The organism is Xylanibacter ruminicola Ga6B6 (genome assembly GCF_000687715.1).
Taxonomy (GTDB): domain Bacteria; phylum Bacteroidota; class Bacteroidia; order Bacteroidales; family Bacteroidaceae; genus Prevotella; species Prevotella ruminicola_B.
This window is the reverse complement of sequence record NZ_JHXD01000002.1, coordinates 151325-175404: the sequence shown is the minus strand read 5'-3', so window position 1 is coordinate 175404 and position 24080 is coordinate 151325. Positions and strand designations below refer to the sequence as shown.

Below are 24080 nucleotides of genomic sequence, written 5' to 3'. Positions count from 1 at the left end.
AACAAAAAAATGTTACCGTCACGTAAAGCCCTAAAGGGTAACGATAGTACATTCTACATCTTCTTTATTAGTTGAATATCCAATATATAAGTTTTGATGATATGCAATGGCCTTGGGGTAGCTATATCCCAAGGTTTTATATTTTCCCTCATAGCGCCGTGGTGGCAAATCGTTTAGTGAGCCACTACGCAACAAGATGGCCTTATCGAACTTTATGCCATCGTTACTCAAATGCAGCACGAGCGGCCAGCGACGTTTGGCAGGAGCAGGACAGCTAACCATATACGAGGTGCCATCGGGCAGATTGCCCGCACACTGTTTGGTACGTCCATCAGGGAATGTTGTCAGCGTTGGCTTTGTCCAAGTTACTCCCCTATCCTTGCTTTCAGATACCAGTTTGCGGAAGCTACTGCTTTGATCGCGGAATAGCATCACGAAAGTGCCGTCGGGACGCAAATACTGACTGGGTTCAATTTCGCGCGAAGTTTTACTAATATCTTCTGATTCGAAATTCCCTTTTCGCCAGCCACTAATACCACATGGGTCATCAGTATATACAGGACAGATATGCAATCCTGGCATAAAGTGAGTGGCTCCCACTAAACGTCCATCTGGCAAGCGATAAGGATCTTGTTCCAGTACACCGTTCATCTCGCTGCCGTCTGCCATTCTTACAGGTTGCATGGGGCTCCACGAGAATCCATCGGTACTGGTTATATAACAAGTCTTTCCACCTCGTGGCGAAAGTCCTTTCTGCCAAGTATCAATAAAAGCTATAAGGGTGTCGCCGTTAACCAGCCAACCGCCTGATGTGCAATAGCAATCCATGCCAGGTGCAGACAGCACCATGGGCTTGCTCCAAGTATTGCCTTCATCGCTACTGATGCTATAAAGCACACGGGTATCGTCGCTATCCTCATCCTTTGGCGAGCTTTGCCACATGCAATAAAGCTCGCCCTTAAACGCAGCCAATACTACACCGTTAGCATAGTGGTCGGACTGCTCAGTAGCCTTAAATACCGTTACGGTCTTTACGTTAGCAGCCGGTTTTAACCCTACAGTTTCGTGCAGAGCGGTATCGATAATACCATTGGGGATATATGGCATTTGTATCTGTGCTGCAGTATAACTACTGCAAAACAGTAAAAATGCAATAACAAATTGAACTTTATTTTTCATCTTTTAGTAGTTTGATTGAGTGCAAAGATACACGATTATTTTCAAATTGCAATAGTTTTATCCTTATTTGTTTCTTCTTTAGAAAAAACTTCCTGCTATTTCACAACAACAGGAAGACATCTTACTTACTTCAATTAACTAATCTAACTATAATCCTATATGAATCTCCGTTTTATTACCGATGTGACCATAATGATTAATAGTACTAACCGTATATAACTGACTATGCTTCTGTGTTATTATTAGATGGTTATCTTTCACGATTCCAACCACTTCATTCTTATCGTTTGTTACCAGATATCCTTTTGCTCCTTTTACCGATTTCCAATGCAGTACGCCTTTTTTATAATAAAGTTTTTCAGGAGCAGGTAATGATTCCATATAACTGCGGGGATTCCAGCCATCGGCTGCCATAATCATATTCTGATAGTTGTACTTGGCAGCTTCGGATGCTGTGATTGTAGTCTGACTACTGCCCGAATACTTGTTTCCCGTGTTGCGGTCGGTATATGTATAGACGGTTTTACGCTTCCCTGTATTTATTAATTTTCCTTGATTATCATGGCTACGGTATTCAGCAAAAAGATAAGGAATGGTACCCATATCAGTCCAACCTTCAGGGGCAACAGGAATAAGCATCTTGGTGTTAATCCACACGTTTACAGGATTGTTATGCCAAGGACGACCTAATTTCAGTTTTCCATCGGCTGCCTTCTGATTTCCATCCACAATACAGTTTAAGAACGCATAACCATAACGTGCTTTGGTGTGGCATGGTGCGGTAATAATCGATCCGCTACGCACATTGTAAAAGGTAGTTTCTTCAGCAAGAATATCGCCACTACCATAGATGTAGTCAACGGCACCCTCCAGATAGCAGTCCTTAATATAATGGCGATCGGTATCGTTGGTGGTTGTAAACCATGTATCTTGAAACGACAGAAATCTGCAGTTGTAGAATGCCATCCTATCGGCAAACGTTCTGATGGCCAATGCTTGTGGACCAGCCTGTTGGCGTGTTCCCCAACTATTCTCAAGAGTTATATTCTCCATATAGAAGTTACTACCCCAGTTATCCATCACCGCATGATGTTTATAATTTTCTGATTGGGGATTGTTAACCGAGTACTCAAATTGTTGGCTATCCTTACCGCCACAATGCATGGTATGACGGATGATGGTACTTTTTGCATCTTGTCCAATAAGATGTATATAAGTCTTTTCAGCGGGAATATCCACCAGCTCATCATATACACCATTCTTAATAAAAATAAGATACGGGCGCGTAGAATGCTCGGGAGCAGCATTTATAGCAGCCTGTACGCTAGTGTAATTACCACTGCCATCAGAGGCAACAACCATATCGAACACCTTATTGGTATTATTCTGGCCATAGCCTACTACACTTACCAGTAGCGATAATAAAATTGTTTTAGTACGTTTCATTTTTTGTTTTTAAAGATTTTGATGGCGCAAAGATAGAAAGCCATACAATATTTTAGGTCGACAAAAGTCCTAAAAACTGCATGGCGTATATTTTTCCTCGTTTTCGGGATTATTTTTTACCCTCGGAAAAATCCTTCGGTAAAACTCCTGTTAGTTTCTTAAAGCAGCGACTAAAGTATTTGGGGTCGGAAAAACCACTCTTATAGGCAACATCCGACACACGCATATCGGTAGTAAGTAACAGTTTCTTAGCATAGTTAATACGGGTATTAAGCACATAGTTATTAGGCGAACTATTGAATATGTGCTTCATACGTACAAACAGCACAGTACGGCTCACATACATGGCCTGTGCAATATCGATTACTGATAGATCAGCATTATCGATATTTTTCTCCACATACTCCTTGACACGCGAAGCAAACATACGGTCATCTGGACTCAACGTTTCACTCTCCTCGGTTATCTCCTTTACCTCTTCGGTGATAGGGAGCAACTCTTTGATGCGTTCACCCAACAATTCTATCTGTTCCTTGCTGGTAAGTTGTACATTTTTCAGCTCACGCTTTAATCTTCGTACGTATCTGATGGCCGATAATCCACCAATTACAAAGCATGTAATGAGTAACCCATATAACATCCAGGCCCAAGGTGTCTCATTAAAATATGCAGAACGGTGCAGAATAATCGTCTGCTCGTTATCAGTCCATACGCCATCGCCATTGGTTGATTTAATATGGAGTGTGTAATCGCCAGGTGCCAATCGTACATAATTCAGTTCATTACTTCGGGTATATCGCCATTCGCTGTCAATGCCATCCAGTTTATATGCATATACAATCTCTTCGTTTTTATTGTAATCTAATGCAGCAAAGCGGATACTAAAATCTTTCTCATCGGGCGACAGAAATACTTCTTGAGCACAATTAAACACAATTCGAGGTACGAAATTACTTTTCTTCATTTCGTTAGGATTGATGGGTAATATACCTAAAGTGGTACTGAATACGAGCGTTCCATTTGGCAGAACTGCAGGTGTTGCCTCAGTAAACAACTCGCCAGCATCCGGAAACAGATTCCAATAGTTAGTGGCTAATCCTGTTTGGGGGTTTAACATGCTTAACGACCCTGCTGACACAATCCAAACATTCCCGTTTTTGTCTTCGGTCAAAGTCTGATTCATGTCCGAAGATATACCCTCAGCAACAGAAAAATGCTGAAAGTGTATCGTGTCACAGAGAAGTTGACGAGAAAGGACCGCATCGGTACCACCACCAGAGGTAGTGATATAGATTCGACCAGATTTTGTTTTTAATATTTCGGTAACATAATTATTACTGATACTATGTGCATCGCTAGGTCGACGGTTGTTGATATAAAATGCCATTTTTTCGTAGGGATTGTTCAATGATGCCGTGTACAGTCCGTCGTTAGTACCTAACAACAGTGTACCATCAGGCAACACACTCAAGCATCTACTCCTAAGCTCCTTCTGAGGAAACTGTTTTAATAAATTACCACAATGCACGAAACGGGTTTGTCCGTTTGGCAGCTGTTCGGCAATGTTCAATCCGCCACCATAGGTTGCAATAACTATTCTGCTCTGTACATCCTCAGCTATGTCATATACCGAATTACAGTTGATAGAGAAAGGATCCTTGGGATCAGTAAAGAAATGCTCCACATGATATCCTACTTGATTAGGGGTAAGTTTAAAAAGTCCATCAGGTTTGGTGCCTATCCATATCTTCCCCTTACTATCTTTAAAAATGCTATAGGCAGCATGCCCGAAAGGTGTACGACGACTTGAAAGAACACCATTCGACGCAAGATATTGTGTTTGCTTATTCTTGTTAATGATGCGAATATAGCCACTCTTATCAGCCACCCACAAATAGCCTTTTTCGTCAGCATAAATAGCACTAACCACTTCTTCATGCGGACTATCTTTTAAAGTCATAATGGGTGCTGGTATATCCGAGATACGCTCTAAACCACGATGAGAGTTTACCCAGATGCCATTTTGCTGGTCTTCCAACAATATATTGAATTCTATATTCTGATATTCTTTCAAGCTTTGTATCTTTGCTTTAACTTGGGCTGTAGGATGAAACAGATGAGGTTTCACCTTTTTATTATATAAGGTGAATTGCGACATCGCTGGATTGAAAAGATAATATTTATCGTTCGACCAACATATAATTTGATGATCTGACGTCTCCTCTATATAATTAAAACGATTAGACTCCAGTGGCGAAGAGTCGCCTGGACGTGCTTTGAAGGTTTCGAACCGATACCCATCGTATCGGCGCAAACCATCCCAAGTAGCCAACCATATATAACCGTTGCTATCTTGTATCATGTGTACGACAAGTGCTTCCGAAAAGCCATCTTCCTCACCAAAGTGTTGAATCTTGGTTTTATGGCCTTGGGCTGCAAAAGACGATACAGCCACCAAGCAGCATGTCGTTAGTAGTATAATGTATCTTCTCATGTTAAAACTGTTATTTTGCCGATACAAAAGTACGAAAAATAAATCAGAAAAGTGTATTTTAGTTCTAAATCTGCCGAAATAGGACTTTTTTAACCGTAAAACGTACTTCCTTCATCCTATTGCATACATATTATGTATAATTTTGCCGCCAATTATGACTACTAAGATATTTTCAAATCAATCAAATTTTAATAACTAATTCAAAAAAAGTATGTTTAAACGAACTCTCTTTTCTGTGATTTTACTGTTAGCCCAATTGATGGCTTTTGCCCAGGGCGGACAGGTAAAAGGTATTGTAAAAGATTCCAATGGCGAACCTGTTATCGGTGCTACCATTACCGAGGCTGGTAATTCCAGGAATGCAACTGTAACTAATTACGAAGGTAACTTTACGTTGAAACTGTCGCCCAAAGGACGTCAGATTGTGATTTCCTATATAGGAATGAAGACGAAGACCTTACGTGTAACAGCAGGTAAACCTATTAATGTTACACTCGAAGAAGATGCCACTACGTTGAGCGAAGTAGAAGTGGTAGCTGTAGGTTATGGAATGGCTCGACGCCGTGACTTAACAGGTTCAATATCGTCGGTAGGCGAAAAAACGCTCAAGAATATCCAGACTACCAATGCTGCTTCGGCAATTACAGGTCGTGTGGCAGGTGTTAACGTTGTAACAACTCAGGGATCGCCCGATGCCGATGTTACCATCCGCGTACGTGGTGGTGGTTCAATCACCCAGAATAACGAACCTCTTTATATTATAGATGGTTTCCAAGCTGGTAGCATCAGTGATATCCCTGTAACAGATATCGAAAGTATCGACGTTTTGAAGGATGCCTCATCTACGGCAATCTACGGTGCCAAGGGTGCCAATGGTGTTGTACTGGTTACCACCAAGAGTGGTCGTGCAGGTAAAACCGAGGTAACCTTTAATGCTTCGATGGGTTTGAACAACTTCTATAACGAGACCGAGGTGCTGTCGCCATACGAGTATGTGTACCTACAGCGCGAGCTTGACAATGCCGATAAGGCCAGTTTCTTTGACCGATACGGCCGTTGGGAAGACATCGACATATACAAATCTCGCCAGGGAACCGACTGGCAGAAGAAACTGTTCGACCGTACAGGTATCAAGCAGACCTACAATGTGAATATCAATGGTGGCTCCAAAGATCTTATCTACAGCCTCAGCTATACACGCGATGATGAGAGTTATATTATGGAAGGCTCTAAGTTCAAGCGCGATGCACTGAACACTAAGATAAGCAAGAAGTTCTCGGATAAATTACGTCTTGACTTTAATGCCAAGATGACCTATCGTATTATTGATGGTCCGAGTGTATCGTATGGCAACAAACTGCGCGACTGTGTGAAATATCCACCTGTTAAGACCTTGATTGACCTTGGCATCGACGACTTAGGCGGCGACGACCTCTCGTACGAAAATATCAGCTATCTGCAGGATCCATTCTATAATATTGCCAACGAGTACAAAAAGCAGAAGAACTTTAATAACTCGTACAACCTGGCACTTACATGGGATATTACCAAGTGGTTGCAGTGGCGCACAGAAGGTACGTACGGCTTTAGCTACAACCGTCAGGACAACATCTTCTTGGCCAATACTGGTGAGGCAAACGGCCGTTCAGGTATGCCTGTGGCTAAGCGCCAGTATCAGGAGGGCAACAACTGGACTTTCCGTACCATGCTGAACTTCAAAAAGGATTTTGGCAAACACCACACTGATGCCATGGTTGGTTTCGAAGGTAACAACTCTGAGTCGGACCGCATGAATATCGAAGCCGACTACTTCCCACTCGACTATACCGTGGATAATATCCTTGCGATGTGGAACAATGGTACATCGGAACCCACCTATACCACTATCAACGAGCCTGGTCGTACGTTGTCGTACTTTGGCCGTGCTAACTATGTGTATGGAGGCAAGTACTACTTTACCTTTACACTGCGTGCCGATGGTACCAACGTATTCTCGCCTGGAAATAAATGGGGTGTATTCCCTGCAGTGGCAGCTGCTTGGCGCATTACCGACGAGAAATTTATGGCAGGAACACGTGATTGGCTCGACAATCTGAAGCTCCGCTTGAGCCATGGTGTATCGGGTAATGCCCGTGTTGGTAGCTACTGGCGCCAGACCTACAGCCCTGTAACAGCTGTTCGCAACCTGTATTTCCAGAATGAGACCGGTCAGAGCAGTCTGCAGCCCTCAACCGTGTTGCGTAACGACAAACTTACTTGGGAAACCAAGCACTCTACTAACGTAGGTATCGACTTTACTATACTTAAGAAGAAACTCGACGTATCGGTTGATTGGTACAACGATGTAACTAAAGACCTGATTATGTCGGTACAGCTGCCCTCAAACTCTGGTTACAACACCCAGTATCAGAACTTAGGTCAGACCACCAACCGCGGTATCGAGTTCACTGTTAATGCAAATATCATCGACACCAAGGACTTCTACCTGGGCGCCAACTTCAACATCTCGTTCAACAAGAACAAAGTTGACCACTTGTATGGAACCGAGAATGACGAGATGATACTTTCGGGCGGTTCGTTCCCTAGCACTGGTAGCGATAACTATCGTGTGTTTGTGGGCGATGAGGTAGGACTGATGTATGGCTATGTTTGTGATGGCTATTATAGTTTCGACGACTTCACCTTCAACGAAACCACTCAGCGCTGGGTGCTTAACGAAGGCGTTGTAGATGTAACAGGTGTATTGTCGCGTTCAGGCGCTTGGTTCGGTCCTGGCCATTTGAAGTTAAAAGACCTGGATGGTGATGGCAAGGTAGATGCCGACCACGACCGAAAGGTGATTGGTCGCGCACAGCCCAAGCACACAGGTGGTTTTGGTATCAACATGGGTTGGAAGGGTTTAGACCTCACAGCACTCTTCAACTGGTCGTATGGTAACGATGTACTGAATGTGAACAAGATTGATAACACCTCTTACGATCTCTCAAAACGTTATCAGAATATGAGTACCGAGATGTCGTTGGCCAACCGATTCACCGTTATCGACCCTGTTACAGGCTTTAACATCTATAATGGCGAACATGCCGATCCTGCAAAATTACAGGAGTTGAATCAGGGCAAGACCATGTGGCACCCACTGATGAACAACAGTATTACTACCGACTGGGCTGTTGAGGATGGTTCGTTCCTGCGTCTGGGTACACTCACACTTGGCTATTCACTGCCTCAGCAGTTGCTGAAGCATGCAGGTATCAAGCGTCTGAGAGTTTATGCCACAGGCACCAACCTTTTCTGCTGGACAAAATATAGCGGACAGGACCCTGAGGTAAACATCTCATCAAACAATATGGTGATGGGTTACGACCGTTCGGCCTATCCTAAGTCACGCTCTTGGGTGTTCGGTCTTAATGTAACATTCTAAAAATGTAATATCAAACAAAGAATAATGATTATGAAATACAGAACATTAAAATATATGCTCGCTGCAGGCGCACTCTGTGCTCTTACTACTGGTTGCTCCGACTACCTAGACACCGAATCACCTTCGCAGCAAACCAGTCAGGTGATCTATGAGAACGAGGGTATGGCTCGTGCTGCCATCATGGGTGTTTACAGCGATTTGGCAGGAACTTACGTATATGGACAGAAAATGTCGGTAAACTGGCAGGGTGTCAGCGATATCGAGTTGGCCAGCGGTTATAACAACGACCCCTCGAAGGAGTTGACATCCGATACTGGTGCAGCCAATTTTTATAGCGATTGGTATAACCACACCATCCAGTGGCAGTATATCTTCAAGATGGCCGAGCGTGCCTCAACTGCCGTTGAGGGAATCCGCAACTCTGAGGCTTTCAAGAGTGGCAATAAAGCCATGCAACGCTACTTGGGCGAAGCTCTTGTTTTGCGTTCACTTAGCTATTTTGAACTCGTACGCCGCTGGGGCGACATTCCTTACAAGGAGGGAACATCGGCCAGTGACCTCTCGAATGTATATGCCGGCAAGACCGACCGCGACGAAATCTATTCATATCTGGTACGCGACATGCAGGAGGCCATCGACTATTTGCCTTGGCTTGGTGAGGTGTCTGACTACAACTGCGAACGTATTACCAAAGGCTTTGCCAAAGGTTTGTTGGCACGTATCGCCTTATTTGCAGGTGGTTGGAGTGTACGCGACGGTAATCAGTTTGCCGACGACTCGAATGTAGAGCACTATCCTTCAACGGTTCCAGGTATGGGCGAGATGAACGGTTTCTATGTAGGACGTCCTAAGAACTGGCGCGACTACTATGCCATTGCCGAGCAGCAGTGTGCTGAGATTATCGGCGACGAACAGAATCCTCATCATCTCGATCCTGATTATGGCGACATCTGGAAAACGGTTTGTCATCTGGATTACAATGCCTATAACGAAAACATGTTCGAGGTAGCCAATGGTATGGGTTATAGTGGTGATATTGGTACTTTGATGGGACGTGAGATGGATGGAAACTTGTTTGGTGCCACTGGTTGGGGTTCATCGTATGTAAACTCTAACGGCTATTACTTCTACTCATTCACCCCATCCGACACCCGTCGTGACTATGCATGCTACTTCCCCAAGTTTACCAAGGAGAACAACAAACTGACCGAAACCATGAGTGGACGTAACGATATGCTAAACGTTCACTTTGGTAAATGGAGCTATTTCTGGACAAACGATGCCTATAAGGCTCTGGCTCAAACAGCCAGCGGCCGTCCCAGCACTGGTATTAACTGGATTCTGATGCGTTATCCCGATGTACTGCTGATGTTTGCCGAAGCACGTTATCAGTTAGGAGAGGGCGAAGACACAAAGAACACGATTGCCAAGATGTCGGCTCGCGAAGCTCTGGAGCTGGTTCGTGAACGTGCCTTCGGTGCAGGATCGGCAGAAATCAAAAACTACGATAGCGATTTCTTTAATGCCATTGTAAACGAGCGTGCCTGGGAGTTTGGCTGCGAAGGCATTCGTAAACTCGATCTGGTTCGTTGGGGATTACTCGACCAGAAGATTGAGGAGATGAAAGAGGCTCTTGTTAAGATGTACGATGGCACTCAGACGGTAAAGATCTTTGATAAAACATACGAGCCTAAGGACTTCCCTGAGAAGGTTTATTATAAGATGATTTCGAAGGGCATCAGTGGCTATCCTGAGGTTGATATTTCGAGCATCAATTTCTATCGTCAACTCAATGCCAATCCCAATCCCGACCTTTACAAGGAGCTTAACTGGCTGCGTAAGGATAACAGCGAGACTGATGTTGTGAACCGCTCGGTTAGAATTCTGCTTTGTGCCTCTGGTTTGCGCGCCAACTACGACTATAGCGCCCTGCTCAGCCAGTTGCAGTATGGTTCGCAGATTCAGGAAAAACTGCAGACCTACACCATGGGAAATGGTGTATGTAACTATCGACATCTGTACTCTATCTACTACGACGACATCTATAAGTCGAACGGATATCTTAAGAATTCTTATGGTTACGACCACAGTATTAACTAATCCACTCAAAAAAAACTGTTATATGAGAACAATTAATAAGATTGCCTGCATAGCATGTGCTGCTATTGGCCTTGCTGCGTGCAGCGAAGATGCAAACCAGTGGCCTGTAGATGAGAGCTACAGTCACCTGTTCCGTACCACCAACCTATCGTTGGTTGAAACCGAACCAACCTCGGTGGTACTAAGCTTTAATGGTGTTACCAGTGCTACCCAATACGTATTGGAATTTAGTCTCGATAGTCTGGAGTTTAACGAAATCGTCAGGACCGAGGTTATCAAGGCCGACACCTTAACACCCTATAGTACAGGTAAGGTAATGGTACAGAACGAGTACCACAAGCTGATAGAAGACTTGTATGGTACAACTACCTATTCAGTCCGTTTAAAGGCTATAGACGAGACAACTGGCGATGAGTCGGGGTGGTATGGTGTAAGCTTCAAGACACCTGCCGAACAAATCTTTACCACAGTTACACCAGGTATCAAGGATGTGCAGTTGAACTGGGATCCTGAAAAGACAGCTACAAACATTAAGTTGGGTACCATTGGTGAAAAGGATACCACATGGATATCAAGCCTGAATATTACTGCCGACATGCAGAAAGCAGGTAACAGTATGATTGACGGTCTGAATCCGGGCACTAACTATATCGCACAGATATACAACGACACATTCTTACGCGGCACCTATAAGTTCAAGACGCTGGGTTCTGCAACAGGTCAGACCATTGATGTGGCAGTTGGCGATGATGTTAACGAGTTGCTTGCAGCCGCTACCGATGAGACCGTAACACTGGTATTTAATGGTGGAAATACATACGAGGTTGGAAAAGTATCACTTCCTGAGACCATCAAGAACATCTACTTCTCGGGTAAGATGGTTAACGGTGTTCGACCAGAATTAAAGATGCCAGCATTTAGTATCAACAGCAGAACTGAGAATATCAACTTCCAGTATGTTGATATCGATGATGAAATGAAGAATGCTTTCTGGTTCGACATGCGTCGTGCCGATGGCTTCGGCAATATCAACTTCGAAGGCTGTATCATTCGTAACATTCCACGCTCACTTGTGTTTGTAAGCAATGGTAGTGCTGAGGTTAATAGTATCAACATCAACAATTGTGTTATAAATAACGTGGGTACATCGGGCTATGGCATGATTAATATTGGTAGTGCAAAAAGCATCGGCACCATATCTATCACCAACTCAACACTTATGGAGATTGGCGACCAGATGATGGACCTGCGTGCACAAGCAGGCATGTTTAAGGTTGACCGTTGCATCTTCTGCAACTATACCACCAAACTGCAAAAGTGGATTCTGGCAACAAAAACACCAAAAGAGGCTCAGGTTACCAATATGATATTCTGTGGACCTAATGGTGAACAGAAGATGAACTCTGGTTATGGCGACTATTCTGGCTGGCTCGATTTCTCAGGTTGTTATCTCACAGCCGATTTCCCAGAGAATAGCAAGAAGTTCACAAACGCTATCCGTTTGGAGCTATCGACCGAAGATCTGTTTGAAGACCCACAGAATGGTAACTTCCACCTTAAGAAAGGTGTAATCTTCAAAGGTAAAAAGGTAGCCGGCGATCCTCGTTGGTGGTAAGCGTTAGTTAATTGTTAATTATATGAAAAAAGGTTTGTTATTCAGGATGACGGTGGTAGTGCTCATGGCATTATGGGCACTGCCATCCTTTTCAAAAAAACACGTATTGTGGTACAATCTCCCAGCCAAGCATTGGGTTGAGGCTTTGCCATTGGGAAATGGACGTTTAGGCGCTATGGTTTATGGTGGTGTTGAGAGCGATACTATCCAGCTGAACGAAGACACCTTCTGGAGTGGTTCGCCCTATAACAATGTTAATCCTAAAGCGCTTGGAGTGCTTTCCGACATCCGAGCAGCACTTAATCGTGGCGATTATCAGCAAGCCCAGTACTTGTCAATGCACAATATCACAGCAGATAGAAGCATCACTGGTCATGGCATGATCTACGAGTCGGTAGGTAATCTAGTTCTTACTTTCCCTCAGCAAAAGGTTAACGCCTATCGTCGAGAGCTTAGCCTGAACGAGGCAGTAGCAACTACTACCTATCAGGCCGACGGCATTGGTTACGAGCGTCAGGTCATCACCTCATTAACCGATAATGTAACACTCATCAGACTGAAAGCTACCCATGCTGGTAAACTGCAGTTCAGTGCATCGTTTGTTGGTCCGTTAAAGAAGCAGCGTGCCTTGGCCGATGTCAGTCAGGTAGGTAACGACATGCTACGCATCTTCAGTCATCCCACTGCACCAAAAGAAGAGAACGTTCCCAATGGTCTCCACTGTGTATCATATATCAAAGTGATTCCAGTTGGTGGAAAAGTGGTAGGTACCAATGGTACTATTATGGTAAATGGTGCTACCGAAGCACTGGTAGTAGTTAGTTCGGCTACGAACTTTGTTCGATACGACAACATCACGGCCGATGCCGATGCAAAAGCAATGACTATTCTGAACAGCTATCTTGATAAACACGAGCCATTTGAGAAGTCGTTGGCTCATCATGTGGCTCGCTATCAGGAGCAGTTCAACCGTGTTAGTCTTGATTTGGGGCACAATCCTGAGCAGGAGAAGAAACCCACTGATGTACGAATCAGCGAGTTCTCAACTACAAACGATCTCAGCTTGGTAGCAACTTATTTCCAGTTTGGTCGTTATCTGCTCATCGCTTCATCGCAACAGGGTAGTCAGCCAGCCAATCTGCAGGGTATCTGGAATCCTGATGCCGACCAGTATCCTGCCTGGGACTCGAAGTACACTACTAATATTAATGTAGAAATGAACTATTGGCCCGCTGAGGTAACGAACCTTTCAGAATGTCATGAGCCATTTTTGCAGATGGTTAAGGATGTAAGTGTTACAGGACGCCGTTCGGCTAGCGAGATGTATGGTGCCCGCGGCTGGACGCTACATCATAACACCGACTTGTGGCGCTCTACTGGAGCCGTAGATTACCATTCGTGCTCCATCTGGCCCACATGTAACGCATGGTTCTGCTCGCATCTCTGGGAGCACTATCTGTATACGGGCGACAAGAATTACTTAAAACATGAAGCATATCCAGTGATGGCTGAGGCTTGTCGGTTCTATCTCGACTTCTTGGTACGCGACCCCAAGACAGGATATTTGATAGCCTCGCCCTCACACTCTCCTGAGAATAATCCTGGTTTGGGTAAATATCACGACCCGATATTCAACAACGACCAGTCGCCCTCTGTTTTTGCAGGCGTATCCATGGATAATCAGATGATTTACGACCTGCTGTATAACACCCGTTTAGCAGCTCATACATTAGGTATCGATCAGAGTTTCGCAGATAGTCTGGACCAGGTTCGAAGCCAACTACCCCCCATGATGGTAGGCAAATACGGACAATTGCAAGAGTGGCTCGAAGACTGGGACCGCGAGGTGAGTAACCATCGTCATGTGTCGCACCTTTGGTGCCTCTACCCAGGTCGTCAGGTATCTCCTTATAACAACCCTGTTGCCACAGCTGCCGTTCAGAAGTCGCTCATTGGGCGTGGCGATGCTTCGCGAGGCTGGTCAATGGGATGGAAAGTTTGTTTGTGGGCCCGACTTTTGGATGGTAACCACGCTTACAAACTGATTCAGAATCAGCTGAAGTTGAAATCGCCCAAAGTAACCATCAAGGATCAGGACGGCGGTACCTATGCAAATATGTTCGATGCGCATCCTCCTTTCCAGATTGATGGCAATTTTGGCTGCTGCGCCGGCATTGCCGAAATGCTGGTACAGAGCCACGACGGTGCCATTAACCTATTGCCGGCATTACCTGATGTTTGGTCTGACGGCGAGGTTTCAGGATTGAAAACGCGTGGTGGTTTTATCATCGAGCACATGAAGTGGGAAAAGGGTCGCGTGGTATCACTTACCATCCGTTCTACACTGGGTGGCAATCTGCGCATACGCTCAGCTGCTCCACTCAAAGGTAAGGGATTAAAGAAATCAAAGGGCGCCAACACCAACCAGCTCATGCAGGTATACGACATGCCCACACCACTGGTAAAAGATGCCTCGAAACTGCTGAAAAACAAACTTCTATCAACATATCTGTACGATATCAGCACCCAGGCTGATAACGTATATACTCTATCACGTTAATTCAATATTAGTTTTTCACCTTTTTTAGATACAACTTTTTGGCGGATTTCCACAAAAAGTTGTATCTTTGCACACATGATGAGATACTACTTACTACTATTATTCGCAACAGCTACTACAATGTGTTGTGGGGCTGACTTTACGATTGAGGTCAGCCAGAAGCGTCAGACAATCCGCCACTTTGGCGCCTCTGATGCTTGGTCGATGCAATTCATCGGCCTATGGGAGAACCAAACCGAGCAGGAGAAGATAGCCGACTGGCTTTTTTCGCTCGAAAACGATGCACAGGGCAAGCCCAAGGGCATCGGCCTGTCGATCTGGCGTTTTAACTTAGGTGCAGGCAGCGCCGAACAAGGCGAGGCCTCGCAGATACAGCCTGGCACCCGTACGGAGTGTTTCCTGACCAAGGATGGCACTTACGACTGGACTAAGCAGGCCGGTCAGCGCAAGTTTCTGAAGATGGCCAAGCAGCGTGGCGTGCCCTACTTCCTAGCATTCCTTAATTCGGCCCCTGTTTATTTCACCAAGAATGGTCTGGCTACCAATACGGGGCGTGGCGGCACCATTAACCTGAAGGACGACTGTTACGACGACTTTGCGCGCTTTATGGCTACGGCAGTTAAGGGAGTTGAGGCACACGATGGTATCCATTTTGATTACCTATGTCCTGTTAACGAGCCCGATGGTCATTGGAACTGGCTGGGGCCCAAGCAGGAAGGTTCACCAGCCACCAATCGCGAGATAGCTCGACTGGTTCGCGAAACCAGCAAGGTTTTCAAGCAGCAGAAGCTGAACACACAGATTATTATGGATGAATCGAGCGACCTGCGTTGCCTGTTGGCTACCCACCAAACCAACTGGGAGCGTGGCTACCAGATACGCACATTCTTTACTAAAGACAGCACCAATACCTACTTAGGTAATCTGCCTAACGTGCCCCGCCAGATAGTAGGACACAGCTATTGGACCAACACTCCTGTGCCTTATATGCGAGAGATACGCGAACAGCTACGCGACACCATCGCCAAATACGGTTTGAAGTTCTGGCAAACAGAGCTTTGCATCATGGGCAACGATGAAGAGATCGGTGGTGGCGGTGGCTACGACTTTACAATGAAAACAGCCCTTTACGTGGCTCGCGTGATACATCACGACCTGGTGTTTGCCGATGCCGAGAGCTGGTCGTGGTGGCGTTCGGTAGGTGAGGATTACAAAGACGGACTGATTCGTGTTTACACTGCCGACCACATGAAGAGCGGCTATGCCGTAGATTCGCGACTGATGTGGGCATTGGGCAACTACAGCCGATTTATTCGTCCTGGTGCTACACGCTACGAGGTTAGCTCATCAGCCGAGTTCAATCCATATGGTGTGATGTGTTCGGCTTATCGCAATACCGATGGTAAGTGGGTAGCTGTTGTTATCAATTACAGCAATCAGATGCAGGACTTTAATCTGCACCTGTCAACCCAGCAGTCTACCCAGTGGCAGATGTATCGCACCTCGGATGTATCGGGCGAAACGCTGAAACCTGTAGGCAAAACAACAGGGAAGCAATCATTGCCTCCCCGTAGTATCACCACTTTTGTAGCCGAATAACTTTACGTTTTTATTCTACAAATGCCTCCATGATGGCTGTAGGCGCGGCGTTACTGTTAAAGGCGCCGAGCTTATAGCCACCAGGCAGGCACTGGGGTTCCCAGTAGAACACACCACGGCAACGACCATTGGTTTGGGTGCGTGCCTCGCGAATCACACGGGTTAGCTGGCGGCGACCCTCGTCCATCTTTTCAGGATGCTGCTCATCAACCTCAAAACCTGTTTCAACTATCATCACATCGCAGCCGTATTTTTCGCTGCAATGGCGGATGTTAGCCATACAGTCGGTAATGATGCCATCGGGATTAAGTTCAGGATGATCCTGCATGGCCCAGTAGGGATAGAGCGACATGCCTATCATATCGAACTTGCCACCATACTTCTTTACGATGTCGAGATTATAATCATAGAGACTCTGCAGATGGCCGCGGTCCAGATGCACGATGACGATGGCACGAGGAAATACCTTCTTTACAGCATCGTAACCAGCACGGATAAAGCCCGCATACCGCTTGGGATTCTGCTCGATATGCCCCATAGGCCAAAGTAGTCCGTTGGCTGTTTCGTTACCCACCTGCACCCAACGTGGCTCAATACCATTGGCCTTGAGCAGCGAGAGCACATCGATGGTATGTTCGCGCACATCCTTCTTCATCTGCTTGTAGTTATGGTTTTTCCAAGCCTCGGGGATAGGCTGCTTGGCAGGGTCAGCCCACGAGTCGCTGTAATGAAAGTCTACCATCAGGTCCATACCAAGAGCTTTGGCACGCTTGGCCATAGCCAGCAACTCGTGCTTATCGTTCATGCCGCCACGTGGGCTCACCCACACTCGCATGCGGATGGCCTTCATCTGATAGTCGTTCTTCAGCAGTTCCAGACATTCGCGTTCCTTACCTTCACGGTCGTGAAATTTCACGCCATGCTTTTCCTGACCAGTGAGAAATCCCACATCGGCTCCTTTCACAAAATCATTCTGAGCAAAAGCACTTTGCGAAACAAGTGCCATAACCATCGATACAAGTAGTAGTTTCATCTTTTAGTTTATTTATTCTTTGCAAAAATATAACTTTTTCGATATAAAACCAAGCTTTTACTGCAAAAATAAACATAATTATTCATTGTTTTAAAATAATGTTGTATATTTGCAGCCGGGAAAAATAGAATATTCACTATGCGAGCTATCTATAGAACATTTTTTATTGCCCTGCTGATGCTCTGGCAGACAGCGACATTAGCGGCAAACCTTATTAGCAATACCAACGAGAAAGCCGACTCAACACAGCTGGTTATCACAGGCGATGCGGCTTACAAATGGGTGGGCAGTCATCTCGATTCGTTGGCAAACTCGTACCTGAATAAGAGTGGTAATATTCTCGACCCCGACATTGTTCGCGAGGAGTTGAAACACATTGGTTACAACGGACTGAATGTTACCGATTATATCATGGCCAGCCGACAGATTGATAGTCTGGTACTCGCCAGACTGCTCGACCGTGCCGAGACCGAAGGCAACAAAACCATCTTTTTTATGATGGGTTCTACAGCAGCAGGCAAATCTACTGCTTTGAGAAACAATCCCCAACTAAAGGAGTTGGTTAACAGTGCAGGACTGGTGTACGATGGTGCTTTTATCAGCATTCCATCGTTCGAATCGCGCTTAAAAATGGTACAAGACCGCGGTTTTAAAGCCAGCATCGTGTTTGTGCATAACGATCCTATAACAGGATTCACAAACATGATTAACCGACTCATCAGATCGAACCGTGCCATGAGTCGTTATTACTATGTGTATTGTTATCCCCTCTTTAAGGGGCGTATTGCCTATCTGCTGAAAGAGCATCCCGACATCACGCTCTATTGCTTGGACAACAGCCAGAATAAGGGCGGTGTACGTGTTAGCATCGAAGAGGCTTTGACATGGGATTACACCATCACCAAAGAGGTTGAAAACAAGCTCAACGACATCATGCAGGAGTTTATCAGCTCAGGCAAACTAACCCCCGCCCAGGTGCAAGCACTCATCACAGAATAGTTTTTTTCGAAAAAACTCTCATGTTGCAGGGAGAGATTCATGAGAGATGAGGGAGGGATGCGAAAAATCTCTCATCGTTCAAAAGCCCTGTGTTTATACGGGTTTTGAGAGATTGAGGGAGAGATGAGAGATTTTTTCGCAAAAGTTTAAAAAAAATGGCAGCAAAGGCTTCAGCCTTCGCCACCAAAAGCACATTATATTTTCCCAACTTGGGAACGTTTCATTCCCAACCTGGGAATGTTTTGTTCCCAACCTGGGAATATGGCGTTCCCATTATGGGTAATCGGCTTGCCGCTTCGCTTGTCGAAGAACATAAAACTACTCCCAACGAAATACGGCACCATTTCGACGGGCAGGGTCGGCACCTGCGTAGTCCATCGAATAAGGACTGCCTGTGGTGGGACTTTTACCGATATAGCGGTGGGTACGCATGGAAAGGAGCATAAACTCGTGGTTGAGATAGTCCTGCCAAAGGAACACCTCGGCTTTCGATTCATCGGTAGTCAGGCGCACATCGCCTGGGATACCAAAACCCGAACACCATACATAGCGACCGTCTTGGCATTGCAAAATAACCTTTCCCTGTCCTTTATCGATGATACGGAAACGCGTTTGCATACTCTGGTCGGACTCGTTGGTATCGTAAAGCAAACCATGTTTCTGGGCGATGGCAGGCTTGCCTGTGGCTAAGTTGATGATACGGAACAACTTGCCGTATGGGATATTCTGACTGCGATCGGCCTGTGGCTCTACCACCTTAAAGTTGTCGAACTCGGCATAACCACCCTGTTTACCTTTATGATTAAAGGCAAAAAGAGCATGACGCGAGCCCTGAAACGAGATAAGCTGATAGCTAAGGGGCATTTCGCGGCCCAACTGCTGATAGGTGTTACCATCGAGCGAATACTCGTAATGGGCCTGATTGTTATCATAATCGCCCACCATGCGGAGCCATAACTTTTCAGCTTTCAGCTCTTGATTGATAGTATCGTTGGTAGCTTGTTCGAAGCAACGGAGCGTAAGGGTGTTACCACCTTTTACGACACCGATCCACGAGCAGGGCACGTTGATATTGCCAAGACCAGCCACATCGCCATCTTTCATACCCTTGGTAAAGAGCTCGACGGTGGCGACAGATGTTGGACCGATGACACGCTGAGTGAGTGTGTTTCGTGCCCACATCAGTTGTTCGGCAGGCATCGACTGCAGGCGCAAGCGGCCCTTCTTCAAGCTCCACTTACTATCATCGGGGTTATGGTTCCACTGCCATACGCGGCCAAGCGATGCGGCATTAAAATCTTCGTTTCGCTGATATGGAGCGTGGGGCTTTATATCGGTATTTATGTTGGGTTTGAACCAGGTACGGGGAGCACGACCTAGGTTGCCTTCGAGACCTATCATGGGCCAGCCATCCTTCCAGGTGATAGGCGAGAGGCAAACGGTGCGACCAATACTATGAAAGTCCATCATTAACAGCGCCCACCACTGGCCGCTCTGATCCTGCACAATACCACCCTGGTGGATGTTAGTACAGGCAGTAGCATCTTTATCAACCTGAGGAATGCCGAACTTGGTGCCATCCTCGCCAATGCGATACTTTACACCTTGCGGCACCTGTGTAAGGGGGGCGGCATGATAGCCAAAGGTTTCGTCGGCGGTAATAGTAACGGTTTCGTAAGGTCCCCAGATGCTTTTGGAACGACTACAGAGGGTACGGCCATTAGGCATATAATCGGTAGATATGATATAATACATACCATTAATCTTATACACATGATGCCCTTCGCCGATGGCATTGCCCTCGGGGATAATCACACGATCGGTTCCCTCAACAGGACCACTCATATCGGGCTTCAATTCAGTACAGTGTACTTCGCCATATTTATGGATGGCATAGATCTTACCGTCGTCGTCGAAGAGCACGGAGAGATCGTAGATGTTGCCCTGCATGTTATGATGCTGCCAAGGTCCACGGATATCCTTCGAGGTGTAACACTGCAAACCTTTACCGTTGATGTTGGTAAACACATAAAACTGCCCGTTGGCATAACGGATGGCAGGCGCCCATACACCCTGACCGTAAATCTCCTTGTGGTTTTTAAGAGAGAATGCATCGTCGGCGAAGTCGAAACGATCAAAGCAATACGAGATATTCTCCCAGTTAACCAAATCCTTAGAGTGCAGAATTACCAAGCCTGGCACGGTATGCATGGTGGTGCCTGCCAGATAGTAGTCGTCGCCCACACGCAGAATGTCGGGGTCGGAAAACTCATCGTAGAAAAGCGGGTTGGTAAATGTGCCGTTACCGTTATCGGCCGTCCACGACTGGGCGAATGCAGGACTAAACGAAAAGTGAAAAGCGAAAAGCATCAGTATCGCCTTTAACCAAACATTACTGCAAAAAACAATATTTCTAACTAACTTATAACTAACTATGGTGAACATAACTTTCCGCTTTATCACTTTTCTTTTTTAATTCAAAGTCGGCCATCCGTCTGACGTCCAACTGATAGGACGCTGAATAAGAATGGATGCACCCTGATGCGCAATGCTATAGCCATGACAGATGAAGATATCCTGACCATCGATATGGTAAGCTGCACAATGACCTGCAGCCTCGAATGCCTTTTTATCACCCTCGATAAAGAGGTTGCCGCCACCATAGCGCATATCAATGCCATTACGGTCGAGATACGGACCATCGATGGTTTTGCTACGACCTACCGCTACACGATAATTACTCTTGCTACCCTGACAACAATAATCCCACGACACAAACAGATAATAATATCCTGCATGTTTGAAGATAAATGGAGCTTCGATGGCATTTGGTCCGGCAAAGTCGGACGTTGGATTCTTAGGCGGATTGGGATTGATGGGCAGTGCATTCTTGCTGGCCTTACTATCCAAGTTAAACCTACGGGCGATGGTACGAGGTTTTACGCCCTTAGCAATATGCATGGTGGTATCGAGACGCGCCAGCTGAATACCGTCCCAGAAAGAGCCCCATACCAGCCAAGGCTGATCCTGGTCGTCGATCACGAAGTTAGGATCGATGGCGTTCCATTTGTCGCGACCTTCGCGCGAGGTTACGATACAGCCTTCGTCGTTCCATAAGCCAGAAGCCAACTTCTGGGTAGAAAGCAATCCGATGGTCGAGCCGTTCTTGCCAAAGGTAGAGCAACTATAAGCCAACCACCATTTGCCATGCCATTTGATAACATCGGGTGCCCAGACATGCTGCTGGAAACCTGGCACAGAATCGTGTGTCCACTTAGGGATAACCGACATCACCGGCTCTGTATGCACCGTCCAGTTCTTACGGTCGGCGGATGTCATTTTCTGGATGCCCATGCCTGTGGCAAAGATATAATAAGTACCATTCTCGTAGGCCATCACAGGGTCGTGCACCATGGGTGTGTCTGTAACAAAAGGCATACGCTGCTTGGGGTGCTGCTGTCCGTAAACCGCCAGGTTTGCACTCAGGACTAACAGCATCAACGAGACAACTGTTTTTCTCATATTCTTATTTTACTATGTATTTTTTACCGTTGCGGATATAGATTCCTTTACGTTGTGGATTGTTTAATCGGCGACCGCTCAGGTCGTAGGTGGGCGCTGTGATAGGATTGCTGTCTACTTCAATGTGGGCAATGCCTGTAGAAGAAGCCTCGGTTTGATAAGCCCACACCGTGACACCATCAGTACCATTTGCCTTATAGGCCAGGCCTGTAAAAGCTATAGTCTTGGTATCTGACGACTCAAGTGTCTGCTCCACCAGCACACCTCTATAGGCAATACCGCCAATAACCATATTCATGTACGATGTTCCCTCGGTAACAGCCCATGTACCAGTAAGGCCGCCCGTTATCTTCTTGTCGGCAGTAAGTGTTACCTCAACAGGTTCAGCTGCTTCCTTGCTCGTATGATCGAGCTTGTACTTATGAACAAGCAGTTTATAGGTACCAGGGATCTTGTCGGTGCTCACCTGCTGGGTAGTGGCAATATCGGCACTTGTCACCGTTTCGCCAGTATACTCGAAAGGTGCAACCACCAACCAGCCATCCTTATTCTGGAACACCTGATGAACACGCACCTGATGACTCTCGCCCCAGTTCTGGAAACGGGTATGGTAAACCAGATAGGTACGACCATCCTCGGCAGCAATGATACTGTTGTGACCTTGGCTGCGTTCGCCGTAGTTGCCCTTGGCTTGATTACCCCAATCGGTATATGCCCCAAAGATATTAACACCTCGATTGCTGGCTGCCTTTGGACCAAAGTTAAGTTGATAGCTGTTATACACGGCATTGACATTGTTTGAATCCTTATAAGGACCATCGGGTGTTTCTGAACGGAACACACGCATCTGGTAGCCACCATTATTGTAGTCGTTTGCATTGCCTCCAGCAGCCAATCCGCCATAGGTTACAAAAAGGAAATAATAGCCACCGATATACTCGATATAGCTTGCCTCGCCCGACACGTAATAACCACCAGCAATCTTCTTACCAAAGTAGGGATCCTGTGTGATACCATCGCCCGAACCCGTAAGGGTATAGGTTACGTCATAGTCGCGAAGACCGGTGTTTTCATCAAGTTCCAACATCCAGATGCCACCGCTCCATGAACCATAGCTCATCCATAGCTTGCCATCCTCGTCGTAGAACACACAAGGATCGATATTATTTGGCCAGCGGTTGCCCCAACTACTACCTACATTGTAGCGATCGGGCAAGGAACTCTGCTCGCCAATAACCAGTTCCAGATCGGTATCCTTATACGAAGTGCCACTTTTAAAACCACTGATAACTACAGGTGCCTGATACTGATAAGGCCCCTCGATGTCGTCGGCTGTAAGCAGTACGATGCTGGAGAACCAGCCATCGCCATTAACGCTCATGTACATACACCACTTCTGCATGGCTGGATTCCAGATAACATCGGGCGCCCAAAGATTGCCACTGATGTTATAACTGTTATTTCCGCGCTTTGCCCAGGCCTGAGCGTCGAAATTAGGGAGAGCCACCTCTACCCCACCTTTCTTAACCTTGGTTACCTGAGGGGTGGTAAAGGCGTTCTTACTGTAGTCGTTATCACTCGAGGCCGTCTTCCAAGGAACACCTACCAAGCTATTGTCGTCAAGTTTACCCTTCTTCACTTCAACCCATTTCATCAGGTCGGCACTCTTGGCCACAGCACGATGTGAGCCAAAAATGTAGTAGTACTTGCTGGCGGGATCCCATACCACACTAGGGTCGTGAACACTCACACGGCTCAACTGGTAGGCAAACGATGTCATCGGCAGCAAAACAGCTATGATGTAAAGAAACAATCTCTTCATTATCTTTGGTTTTAAATGATATAGAGCCGGCCCTGATCATCGGCAGAGCCGGCTCTTTATTTGCTGATAGAATCAGCTGTTACTCAAATACAATATGTCCACCTTCGATGGTGAAGCGGAAGCGGAAGTTGCTGCCCTCGATAGGCAGTCCGGTATAGCTTTGACGATAGGTCTCGCCATCGTTACCCTCAAATACCAACTTCACATCGGCTGTTGAACCATTATTGGTTACTGATGCTGTAACGTAAGCATCGTCAACAGCGGCAAGCCAAGCAGCCCAGTCGGTCTGA

At 46.1% G+C, this 24080-nt stretch carries 13 protein-coding genes; 6 read left to right on the top strand and 7 right to left on the bottom strand.

Features of this window, described 5'->3' with window-relative positions; genetic code table 11:
* Positions 1-30: 30 nt before the first annotated feature.
* The 3 genes from T500_RS0102320 to T500_RS0102310 all read right to left on the bottom strand — a co-directional run bounded on the left by T500_RS0102320 (position 31) and on the right by T500_RS0102310 (position 4585).
* Positions 31-1107, bottom strand: coding sequence for a sialidase family protein (locus T500_RS0102320; protein ID WP_051611835.1), 1077 nt, complete (start codon positions 1105-1107; stop codon positions 31-33).
* 219 nt (positions 1108-1326) lie between these two features.
* A complete protein-coding gene (locus T500_RS0102315) occupies positions 1327-2625 on the bottom strand; it encodes a pectinesterase family protein (protein WP_028906780.1) in 1299 nt (432 codons plus the stop codon).
* A 109-nt stretch (positions 2626-2734) separates the two neighbouring features.
* On the bottom strand, positions 2735-4585 hold the full coding sequence (locus T500_RS0102310) for a two-component regulator propeller domain-containing protein (RefSeq protein WP_196243454.1): 1851 nt from the start codon (positions 4583-4585) through the stop codon (positions 2735-2737).
* A 745-nt stretch (positions 4586-5330) separates the two neighbouring features.
* Between T500_RS0102310 and T500_RS0102305 the strand changes: the two genes are divergently transcribed.
* The 5 genes from T500_RS0102305 (at position 5331) to T500_RS0102280 (ending at position 16414) form a co-directional block, all read left to right on the top strand.
* Positions 5331-8540, top strand: a complete 3210-nt coding sequence (locus T500_RS0102305) for a SusC/RagA family TonB-linked outer membrane protein (RefSeq protein ID WP_028906778.1) — start codon at positions 5331-5333, stop codon at positions 8538-8540.
* A 30-nt stretch (positions 8541-8570) separates the two neighbouring features.
* The gene (locus T500_RS0102300) at positions 8571-10640 is read left to right on the top strand and encodes a RagB/SusD family nutrient uptake outer membrane protein (RefSeq protein WP_028906777.1); all 2070 of its coding nucleotides are present in this window, start codon (positions 8571-8573) and stop codon (positions 10638-10640) included.
* A gap of 22 nt (positions 10641-10662) precedes the next feature.
* Complete coding sequence (locus T500_RS0102295; protein ID WP_051611834.1) at positions 10663-12255, top strand: DUF5123 domain-containing protein; 1593 nt, start codon at positions 10663-10665, stop codon at positions 12253-12255.
* Between the two features lie 22 nt (positions 12256-12277).
* Positions 12278-14815 (top strand): glycosyl hydrolase family 95 catalytic domain-containing protein, encoded by a 2538-nt coding sequence (locus T500_RS0102290; RefSeq protein WP_028906775.1) that lies wholly within the window; start codon positions 12278-12280, stop codon positions 14813-14815.
* Between the two features lie 78 nt (positions 14816-14893).
* On the top strand, positions 14894-16414 hold the full coding sequence (locus T500_RS0102280) for a glycoside hydrolase family 30 protein (RefSeq protein ID WP_028906774.1): 1521 nt from the start codon (positions 14894-14896) through the stop codon (positions 16412-16414).
* 10 nt (positions 16415-16424) lie between these two features.
* Here T500_RS0102280 and T500_RS0102275 read toward each other — a convergent pair whose 3' ends face one another.
* A complete protein-coding gene (locus T500_RS0102275; RefSeq protein WP_028906773.1) occupies positions 16425-17447 on the bottom strand; it encodes an arabinogalactan endo-beta-1,4-galactanase in 1023 nt (340 codons plus the stop codon).
* Between the two features lie 138 nt (positions 17448-17585).
* Here T500_RS0102275 and T500_RS0102270 point away from each other — a divergent pair, with 138 nt between their 5' ends.
* Positions 17586-18446 (top strand): hypothetical protein, encoded by an 861-nt coding sequence (locus T500_RS0102270; protein ID WP_028906772.1) that lies wholly within the window; start codon positions 17586-17588, stop codon positions 18444-18446.
* A 318-nt stretch (positions 18447-18764) separates the two neighbouring features.
* On the opposite strand, the gene T500_RS0102265 is transcribed toward T500_RS0102270, so the two are convergent.
* The 3 genes from T500_RS0102265 to T500_RS14960 form a co-directional block, all read right to left on the bottom strand.
* Entirely contained in the window at positions 18765-20816 is a 2052-nt protein-coding gene (locus tag T500_RS0102265) for a glycoside hydrolase 43 family protein (RefSeq protein ID WP_051611833.1), read from the bottom strand.
* Positions 20817-20918: 102 nt separating this feature from the next.
* Positions 20919-21968 (bottom strand): family 43 glycosylhydrolase, encoded by a 1050-nt coding sequence (locus T500_RS0102260; RefSeq protein ID WP_028906770.1) that lies wholly within the window; start codon positions 21966-21968, stop codon positions 20919-20921.
* A gap of 4 nt (positions 21969-21972) precedes the next feature.
* On the bottom strand, positions 21973-23790 hold the full coding sequence (locus T500_RS14960; RefSeq protein ID WP_080694756.1) for a glycoside hydrolase family 43 protein: 1818 nt from the start codon (positions 23788-23790) through the stop codon (positions 21973-21975).
* Positions 23791-24080 lie beyond the last annotated feature (290 nt).

Coding starts and splice junctions, on each gene's coding strand:
- T500_RS0102265 (WP_051611833.1), bottom strand. CDS start 20,816: ATGCTTTTCGCTTTTCACTTTTCGTTTAGTCCTGCATTCGCCCAGTCG.
- T500_RS0102290 (WP_028906775.1), top strand. CDS start 12,278: ATGAAAAAAGGTTTGTTATTCAGGATGACGGTGGTAGTGCTCATGGCA.
- T500_RS0102300 (WP_028906777.1), top strand. CDS start 8,571: ATGAAATACAGAACATTAAAATATATGCTCGCTGCAGGCGCACTCTGT.
- T500_RS0102320 (WP_051611835.1), bottom strand. CDS start 1,107: ATGCCATATATCCCCAATGGTATTATCGATACCGCTCTGCACGAAACT.
- T500_RS0102270 (WP_028906772.1), top strand. CDS start 17,586: ATGCGAGCTATCTATAGAACATTTTTTATTGCCCTGCTGATGCTCTGG.
- T500_RS0102315 (WP_028906780.1), bottom strand. CDS start 2,625: ATGAAACGTACTAAAACAATTTTATTATCGCTACTGGTAAGTGTAGTA.
- T500_RS0102275 (WP_028906773.1), bottom strand. CDS start 17,447: ATGAAACTACTACTTGTATCGATGGTTATGGCACTTGTTTCGCAAAGT.
- T500_RS0102280 (WP_028906774.1), top strand. CDS start 14,894: ATGAGATACTACTTACTACTATTATTCGCAACAGCTACTACAATGTGT.
- T500_RS0102260 (WP_028906770.1), bottom strand. CDS start 21,968: ATGAGAAAAACAGTTGTCTCGTTGATGCTGTTAGTCCTGAGTGCAAAC.
- T500_RS0102310 (WP_196243454.1), bottom strand. CDS start 4,585: ATGACTTTAAAAGATAGTCCGCATGAAGAAGTGGTTAGTGCTATTTAT.
- T500_RS0102305 (WP_028906778.1), top strand. CDS start 5,331: ATGTTTAAACGAACTCTCTTTTCTGTGATTTTACTGTTAGCCCAATTG.
- T500_RS14960 (WP_080694756.1), bottom strand. CDS start 23,790: ATGAAGAGATTGTTTCTTTACATCATAGCTGTTTTGCTGCCGATGACA.
- T500_RS0102295 (WP_051611834.1), top strand. CDS start 10,663: ATGAGAACAATTAATAAGATTGCCTGCATAGCATGTGCTGCTATTGGC.